The sequence below is a fragment of the Herpetosiphonaceae bacterium genome (assembly GCA_036374795.1).
In the GTDB taxonomy this organism is placed as follows: domain Bacteria; phylum Chloroflexota; class Chloroflexia; order Chloroflexales; family Kallotenuaceae; genus LB3-1.
The window spans coordinates 1-8,570 of sequence record DASUTC010000327.1 but is presented as its reverse complement, the minus strand read 5'-3'; the positions used below and the strand labels follow the sequence as shown (position 1 = coordinate 8,570).

The 8,570-nt window shown below is 64.0% G+C and carries 5 protein-coding genes; all 5 read left to right on the top strand.

What is annotated here, in order from left to right:
- Nucleotides 1-455 precede the first annotated feature (455 nt).
- The gene (locus VFZ66_25360) at nt 456-1,355 is read left to right on the top strand and encodes a hypothetical protein (GenBank protein HEX6292540.1); all 900 of its coding nucleotides are present in this window, start codon (nt 456-458) and stop codon (nt 1,353-1,355) included.
- On the top strand, nt 1,352-2,677 hold the full coding sequence (gene fahA / locus VFZ66_25355; protein ID HEX6292539.1) for a fumarylacetoacetase: 1,326 nt from the start codon (nt 1,352-1,354) through the stop codon (nt 2,675-2,677). The genes VFZ66_25360 and fahA overlap by 4 nt, the downstream gene beginning before the upstream one ends.
- Nucleotides 2,678-2,713: 36 nt before the next feature.
- Nucleotides 2,714-5,533 carry a 2-oxoglutarate dehydrogenase E1 component gene (locus tag VFZ66_25350; GenBank protein ID HEX6292538.1) on the top strand — a complete coding sequence of 940 codons (2,820 nt, stop codon included), beginning with the start codon at nt 2,714-2,716 and terminating at the stop codon, nt 5,531-5,533.
- 16 nt (nt 5,534-5,549) lie between these two features.
- Complete coding sequence (gene odhB, locus VFZ66_25345) at nt 5,550-6,830, top strand: 2-oxoglutarate dehydrogenase complex dihydrolipoyllysine-residue succinyltransferase (GenBank protein HEX6292537.1); 1,281 nt, start codon at nt 5,550-5,552, stop codon at nt 6,828-6,830.
- 399 nt (nt 6,831-7,229) lie between these two features.
- Nucleotides 7,230-8,570: S8 family serine peptidase (locus VFZ66_25340; GenBank protein ID HEX6292536.1), on the top strand; the 1,341-nt coding region annotated here is incomplete at its 3' end.

Sequence of the window (8,570 nt, the reverse complement as noted above, 5' to 3'; positions counted from 1 at the left end):
AAAGTGAGAACCGAGGTTCTCGTTCAGGGTCACGCATCACACGTCAGTTGGTCAGGTGCGCGCCACCGGGCGGCGATAAAAAATCGAGGGCGTGCGAACACCGCTCGATGCATCGGTCCCGATTGTGGCGGTCTGCCTCCTAAGGAGGCGAGACTGTGATGTCGTCGTTTGACGACGAAGCGTAGTGTACCACCCGGACAATCGTTTGTCAAATCGTATTTGGCAGTACGTTTCCGCTCACTCTCGCTCGATCGAACAGCGCTTTGTCACCAAAAACATGTCCTCGAAGCGAGAGCACGCAGTATATCACGGACTCCTGGTTTGTCAAGTTAATGTTTGGTGATAGGCAGGCCCGATCGAATCGTGCTCCGGCTACGCCCATACTCAGGAGCCATGCTAGAATAGCAGCGCGACAACCAGTAGCGTTTGCGCTACCTACAAGGCAAGGTTCAGCTATGTATTCGATTCACATCCTGATGAAACAGATCATCGACTACGCTGGCCTTTTTCCTCCAGCCGCCCTCGCCATGCAGCCTGCCGTTGCCAGCTACGCGGAGTACCGCCAGCAAGAAGATGCCTGGGCGCTTGGACGTTTTATTCTGCCGGTTTCGCGGCTGAGCGAGTTTGAAGGCGCATCGCGTGATCTTCTCCCACGCGATGCCAGCGTCGACCCGTGGCACCTCAGCGTGCTTGGCACAGCCGATCTGAAGTCTGATCTGGCTGCGATTCAGGCATTCAACCGGCGTCATACGAGAGCAGATCAAGGCGCGGCGCAGATCGACACGATCGAGCTGAAGGCTGCGAGCGCTGAAGAAGTCCTCTCAGCCATGCAGCTCATCGGAGGCGATTTCACGGCGTACTTCGAGATCCCGATCGCGTCCGATCCTCAATCATTGATCAATGCGATCGGGCGGGTAGGCGGCTGCGCGAAAGTGCGGACGGGCGGTACGCGCCAGGAGATGTTTCCAGATCCCGGCGATCTTATCCGCTTTATCGATGCCTGTGTGACGTCGGGCGTGCCCTTCAAAGCAACGGCTGGCCTGCATCATCCGCTGCGCTCGGTCTATCGCCTGACCTACGATCACGATAGCGCCACCGGAACGATGTACGGATTCCTCAACGTGTTCCTGAGCACCGCGTTCGTGGCTGCTGGAATGGATGTTGATGGCGCAATGCAGGTATTGCTCGAAGAGTCGGCTGAGGCATTCCGGTTTGAAGACAGCGGCATTCTATGGCGCAACCATCGGCTCGATACCGATGTCCTGTCACAGGTACGGCAACAATTCGCCATATCGTTTGGCTCTTGCTCGTTCCAAGAGCCGATCGACGAGTTGAAAGCGATGCAGCTTGTATGACATACGCCCTCAACGAGACACACGATCCGCACCTGCGCAGTTGGGTCGAATCAGCGCACGATCCGGCAACCGATTTTCCGATCCAGAATCTACCGTTCGGCGTGTTCCGGCGGGCAGGTACGAGCGAAGCCGCACGGGTGGGCGTCGCAATCGGCGATCACGTTCTTGACATCAGCACATGCCTGCGCCAGGGCTTGTTGGATGGTCCGGCTGCGGAGGCGTGTGCCGCGCCGTCGCTCAATGGGCTGATGTCGCTTGGGCCAGCCGCCTGGTCGGCGCTGCGGCAGCAGATCAGCCGCCTTCTGCGGGCGGATAGCGCAGCCTACCAGCGCGATCGGCAGATCGGCGACACAATGTTGGTGCCGATCGCCGAGGCCGAGCTGCTGCTGCCGGTTGAGATCGGCGACTACACCGACTTCTACGCCTCGGTGCATCACGCCACGAACGTCGGCAGCATGTTCCGCCCCGACAACCCATTGTTGCCCAACTACAAATACGTACCGATCGGCTATCACGGGCGGGCCTCCTCGATCGTCGCCAGTGGAACTGCCGTGCGCCGACCCAAGGGCCAGACCCGCGATCCGCAGGCGCAGCATCCGAGCTTCGGGCCGTGCAAGCTGCTGGACTACGAGGCAGAGGTCGGATTCTTCGTCGGACCTGGCAATCCGCTGGGCCAGCCGATCACGATCGATCAGGCCGAGCAGCACATCTTTGGCCTGTGCCTGGTTAACGACTGGTCGGCGCGTGATATTCAGACCTGGGAATACCAGCCGTTGGGGCCGTTTCTCGCCAAAAGCTTTGCGACCACAATCTCGCCGTGGATCGTCACGCTGGAAGCGCTCGCGCCATTTCGCAGCCCGGCATTCGAGCGCCCCCCCGACGATCCGCAGCCGCTACCCTACCTCGACCTTGACGAGAACCGCGACCAGGGCGGCATCGACATGACGATCGAGGTCTATCTGGCATCGCGGCAGATGCGCGAGCAGGGCATTGCGCCGCTGCGTCTCAGCCGCAGCAGCTTCGGCGGCATGTACTGGACGATCGCCCAGATGTTGACGCATCATGCCAGCAACGGCTGTAACCTGCGCCCAGGCGATCTGCTGGCGAGCGGCACGGTTTCGGGCGAGGACAAAGACGCGCGCGGCTGCCTGCTTGAGCTGACCTGGCGCGGCGCTGAGCCGATCGAGCTGCCGACCGGAGAGACACGAAAATTTTTGCAGGACGGCGATGAAGTGATCATGCGCGGCTCCTGCGAGCGCTCCGGCGCTGTACGGGTCGGCTTCGGCGAAAGCCGGGGCATCGTGCTGCCGGCGGTCGAGTAGCACAATGCTGCGGCGACGGAAGGTACAGGGTTAAGGATGAGCGACTTTACGCTATTTCACGGGCCAAACGCTGGCTATGCGCTGGAGCTGTACGAGCACTACCAGCGCGATCCACAGTCGGTCGATCCGGAGACACGGGCATTCTTCGAGCGGTGGAGGCCGCCTGAGCCAGCAAGCGCGACCGCTGCTCCGCCCGCGACTCCGGCACAGGCAGCAGAGCGCAGCCCGCTGGACGTGAGCCGTACCGTCGGCGCGGCGCGGCTGATCCGCTATATCCGCGAGCTGGGCCACCTTGCGGCGCGCATCGATCCGCTGGGCAGCGATCCGCCGGGCGATCCGGGACTCGACCCCGCCACGCACGACGTAACCGAGGCCGATCTTGCCGCACTGCCCGCCGAGATCGTGCGCGGGCCACTGGTCGAGGGCGCGCGCAATGCGCTTGAGGCCATCGAGCGGCTGCGGCAGGTTTATTCGGGCAGCGTCGGCTACGAAACCGATCATATTCAAGACCACCAGGAGCGCACCTGGATTCGCGAGGCGGTCGAGAGCCGCCGCTTCTTCCAACACTTCGACGCCGACCGCAAGCGCGAGCTACTTCAGCGCCTGACCGAGGTCGAGGTCTTCGAGCGTTTCCTGCATCAAACGTTTGTCGGGCAAAAGCGCTTCTCGATCGAAGGCAACGACATGCTGGTGCCGATGCTCGACACGATCATCCGCAACGCGGCGACCGCCGGGACGCGCGAAGTCGTTATGGGCATGGCGCACCGGGGGCGATTGAACGTGCTGGCGCATGTGCTGGGCAAGCCCTACGCGGCGATCCTGGCCGAGTTCCAGGCGGCGGCGCGCGACGTGGGGGCATCGCCCGAAGGCAAAGGCTCAACCGGCTGGACCGGCGACGTGAAGTATCACCTTGGCGCGCGCAGGGCCTACAAAGAAAGTGGCGTGGAGCAGATGCCGCTGACGTTAGCGCCCAATCCGAGCCACCTTGAGTTTGTTAACCCGGTGGTCGAGGGCCGCGCACGCGCCGCGCAGGAGCAGCGCGATCATCAGGGCGCGCCCAGCGGCGATCCTCATGCGTCGCTGGCGGTGCTGATCCACGGCGACGCGGCGTTTCCGGGCCAGGGCGTCGTCGCGGAGACGCTCAACCTTTCGCAGCTTGTCGGCTACCACACCGGCGGCACGATCCATATCATCATTAATAATCAGCTTGGCTTCACCACCCAGCCGCGCGACACGCGCTCGACGCTCTACGCCAGTGATCTTGCCAAAGGCTTCGAGATCCCGATCGTCCACGTCAACGCCGACGATCCGCACGCCTGTATCGCCGTGGCGCGCATGGCCTACACCTACCGCGAGCAGTTCGGCAAAGACTTCTTGATCGATCTGGTCGGCTACCGGCGCTGGGGCCACAACGAGGGCGATGAGCCGACGTTCACGCAGCCGATGATGTACGAGCGGATCGGCAAGCATCCGACCGTGCGCGCGCTCTGGGCGCAGGAGCTTGAGCGTCAGGAGGTCATCGCCAGCGCCGAGGCCGACGCGATGGTCGCGCAGGTACAGGAGCAGCTCAAGCAGGCGCGGCAGCAGGCGACCGAGCAGCCGGATCAGTACAAGACGACGCCGCACGAGCCAGCGCCGCCGGAGATGGAGGGCATCGCGACGGCAGTGCCCGCAGAGCGTCTCCGCGAACTCAACGACGCGCTGCTGGAACGACCCGAAGGCTTCACGCCGCATCCCAAGCTGGAGCGGGCGCTTCAACGTCGCCGCGACGCGCTACAAGAGGGCCGCGCGATCGACTGGGGCCATGCCGAAACGCTGGCCTTTGCCTCGATCCTCGCCGACGGCACGCCGATCCGGTTGACGGGACAGGACAGCGAGCGCGGCACCTTCAGCCAGCGCCATGTCGTGCTGCACGATGTCAAGACCGGCGCGCGCTACGCGCCGCATCAGGCGCTACCAGCAGCCAGCGCGACCTTTGCCGTGCATAACAGCCCGCTGTCGGAGAACGCGGCGCTCGGCTTCGAGTACGGCTACAGCATGCACGCGCCCGGCGTGCTGGTGCTGTGGGAGGCCCAGTTCGGTGACTTCGCCAACGGCGCGCAGGTGATCATCGACCAGTTTATCGTGTCGGGGCGGGCCAAGTGGGGCCAGACGCCCTCGCTGGTGCTGCTGCTGCCGCACGGCTACGAAGGCCAGGGGCCGGAGCATTCCAGCGCCCGGCTTGAGCGCTTCCTTCAGCTCGCCGCCGACGGCAACATCCGCGTCGCCAACTGCACCACCGCAGCGCAGTATTTCCACCTGCTGCGGCGACAGGCCGCCCTGCTTGAGCGTAGCCCGCGCCCGCTGGTGGTGATGACGCCTAAGAGCCTGCTGCGCCACCCACGCGCGGCGGCAGCGCTCGACGACCTGGCGGACGGGCGGTTTCAGCCAGTGATCGTCGAGACGCTGGGAGTGGGGCGCGACGAGCAGGTGACGCGATTGATATTGTGCAGCGGCAAAGTCTACGTCGATCTGATCGCCAAAGCCGAAGAGGCCGCAGCCGACAATCTGGCGATCGTGCGTGTGGAGGAGCTGTACCCGTTCCCAGGCGAAGATCTGCGCGCGGCGATCGAGCGCTTCCCGAAGCTCGGCGAGATCGTCTGGCTGCAAGAGGAGCCGCGTAACATGGGCGCGTGGAGCTTCGTCGCGCCCAGGCTGGGCGAGCTGCTGAGCCGCGACATCGAGCTTCAGTACGCGGGACGCGCCGAGGCCGCGAGCACGGCGGAAGGCTCGCTGGCGCTGCATACCGTCGAGCAAACGCGGATCATCACGGCGGCGCTGGAAGGCAGCGCTCAGGCTGTCACTGTACACGACTAGCGGACAGGAGAAACCGATGGCGGTTGAGATAAAAGTTCCGGCGCTGGGCGAGTCGATCGTCGAGGCAACGATCGGCAGGTGGCTCAAGCGCGAAGGCGAGCAGGTCAGCGCTGGAGAGCCGGTGGTCGAGCTTGAGACTGACAAGGTGAACATCGAGGTGATGGCCGAGCAGACCGGCCTGCTGGAGCGGATCATCAAGCGTGAGGGCGAGAACGTCGGCATTGGCGATACGATCGGCACGCTCCAAACCGACGGCAGCGCAGCCGCAGCGCCAGCGCCCCAGGAAGCGCCCGCCCAGGCAAAAGAGTCCACCACAGCGCCCGCCACGCAGGAAGCGCCCGCCCAGGCAGAAGCGCCCGCCCAGGCAGAAGAGTCTACCAAGCGGCAGCCTGCGGCACCGCCGATCACGCCCGTAGCGCGGCGGATGGCTACGGAGCAAGGCGTCGATCTGAGCGGTGTGACCGGCAGCGGACCCGGCGGGCGGATCACCAAGGAGGACATCGCCGCGCGGGTTCAGACCGGCGCAGCACCAGCGGCACAGCCCGCTCCGGCACCAGCGGCACAGCCCGCTCCGGCACCAAGTGCCCCGGCGAGCGACCGCCGCGAAGAGCGCGTGCGGATGTCGCGCCGACGACAGACGATCGCGCAACGGCTGGTAGAGGCGCAGCACACGGCGGCGATGCTGACGACATTCAACGAGGTCGATATGAGCGCCGTAATGGAGCTACGCAAGCGGCGCAAAGAATCGTTCCGCGAGCGGCACGGCGTCAACCTGGGCTTTATGTCGTTCTTCACCAAGGCGGTGATTGGCGCGCTCAAAACGTTTCCGCATCTGAACGCCGAAATCCAGGGCAACGAGCTGGTGATCAAGCACTACTACGACATCGGCATCGCCGTGGGCGCGGAGGAGGGCCTGGTAGTGCCCGTGGTGCGCAACGCCGACCGCAAGACCTTTGCCGAGCTAGAGCGCGAGATTGCTGATCTGGCCGAGCGCGCCCGTGAAACCAGGCTCTCGCTCGCCGACCTACAGGGCGGCACCTTCACGATCACCAACGGCGGCGTCTTTGGCTCGCTTATGTCAACTCCCATCCTGAACACACCGCAGGTCGGCATCCTGGGCATGCACAAGATACAGGAGCGTCCGGTCGCGCTGAATGGACAGGTTGCGATCCGCCCGATGATGTACCTGGCGCTCTCTTACGATCATCGCATCGTCGACGGCAGCGAGGCGGTGCGCTTCCTGGTGCGGATCAAAGAGCTGATCGAAGATCCCGAAACGCTGCTGCTCGAAGGCTAGGCCGGGGGAGAACACAGGAACACAAAACGAGGGAACACAGGACAAACCAGGAACCGAGGGAAGCCCCGAACGTGGAACGCGGAGCAAAGCGATCAGGAGCCGGGGGTCAGGCCGAAAGTTGGGCATTGACACACGGCTCCCAATCCTTCTATAATCGGTCAAACTCTTCCACTGCTACCGCGTGCGAGTGCTACAGATCATGCATACGGGCCGTGCTCACCGATGCGCTGTAGACCCGACCATACTCGTCGTTTCTACCACCAGCAGACCATCCCACCGCTTTAACCGGTGAGCGACAACAACTTTCAGCGAAGAAAGGAGTCGTGCGCAACAGTCATTGCCGATGAGCTACCGTGGAATCCCACAGATGTTAAAGACCGCTCTTTTAGGAGGATGCACGTGAAACGACTCTCTCTGCTGCGCGTAGCAGCCCTGCCCGTCCTGCTCAGCCTGCTGCTGGGCCTTGCCGTCTCACCAGCTCAGGTTATCCGCGCCGACGCCCTACAGACCTATATCGTGCTGTACAAAGCGGCGGCAGTGCCAGCGGATGTCGCCTCCATAATCGCCGCAGCGGATGGCGTCTTCGTTCACGGCTACGATGCGATCGGCGTCGTGATCGCACGCTCGGCGAATCCCAGCTTCCGCGAGGCGCTGCTGCAAGACAGCCGAATCGAGAGTGCCGCCGCGACCGCCGCATTCGGCGTCAACATCGACGATCTCGACGGCGACGACGGACTCCCCCCAGGCGATCTGCCGAATGCTCCGGCCACGGATGCCGACACGTTCAGCGGCCTTCAGTGGGATATGCGCCAGATCAGCGCGCCGCAAGCCCACGCAATCACCGGCGGCAGCCGCGCGGTCCTCGTCGGCGACATCGACACCGGCCTCGACTACCGCCATCCCGATCTTGTGCCCAACCTGGACTTTGCCAACAGCGTCTCGTGCGTCGGCGGCGTGCCCAACCAGGCACCGGCTGCATGGGATGACGACAGCGGCCACGGCACGCACACGGCAGGCACGATCGCAGCCGCCGCAAACGGCATCGGCATCGTCGGCGTCGCTCCCAACGTCCGTCTCGCGGCGATCAAAGCATCCGACTCGCAAGGATTTTTCTACCCTGAGGCGGTCGTCTGCTCGTTCATGTGGGCCGGTGATCGCGGCTTTGACGTGACGAACAACAGCTACTTCGCCGATCCGTTCCTCTACAACTGCAAGAACGATCCGGAGCAGCACGCGATCTGGAAAGCCGAGCAGCGCGCGATCCACTACGCGCTGAGCCAGGGCGTGACGATCGTCGCGTCGGGCGGCAACAGCAACCAGGACATGGCGCGTCCGCCGCTGGGCAACGAGTGCATCCGTATTCCGAGCGAGGTCGAGGGCGTGATCACCGTATCGGCGAACGGCAACCTCCGGCAGAAGTCGTACTACTCGAACTACGGCGTCGGCGAGATCGACGTCACCGCGCCCGGCGGCGACGCGCTCTTCCAGCTCACGCCGCAAGCGCCCAACGGTCGCGTGCTCTCGACGTATCCTGCGGCGTTTAGAAACGCAGCGGGCGTGTTCCAAGATCCGGCGGCTCCGGGTGCGTACTACCGCTACCTGCAAGGCACGTCGATGGCCGCGCCCCACGTAACCGGCGTGGCCGCGCTGATCGTCAGCCGCTACGGCGATGCGCAGACGCCGCAGAATGGAAAGCTGCGGCCCGGCCAGGTGCAGGCGCTGATCAACCAGACCGCCGAT

What these genes read in the sequence shown, in the direction of transcription:
- VFZ66_25360 (HEX6292540.1), top strand. Translation starts at nt 456, where the DNA reads ATGTATTCGATTCACATCCTGATGAAACAGATCATCGACTACGCTGGC.
- fahA (HEX6292539.1), top strand. Translation starts at nt 1,352, where the DNA reads ATGACATACGCCCTCAACGAGACACACGATCCGCACCTGCGCAGTTGG.
- VFZ66_25350 (HEX6292538.1), top strand. Translation starts at nt 2,714, where the DNA reads ATGAGCGACTTTACGCTATTTCACGGGCCAAACGCTGGCTATGCGCTG.
- odhB (HEX6292537.1), top strand. Translation starts at nt 5,550, where the DNA reads ATGGCGGTTGAGATAAAAGTTCCGGCGCTGGGCGAGTCGATCGTCGAG.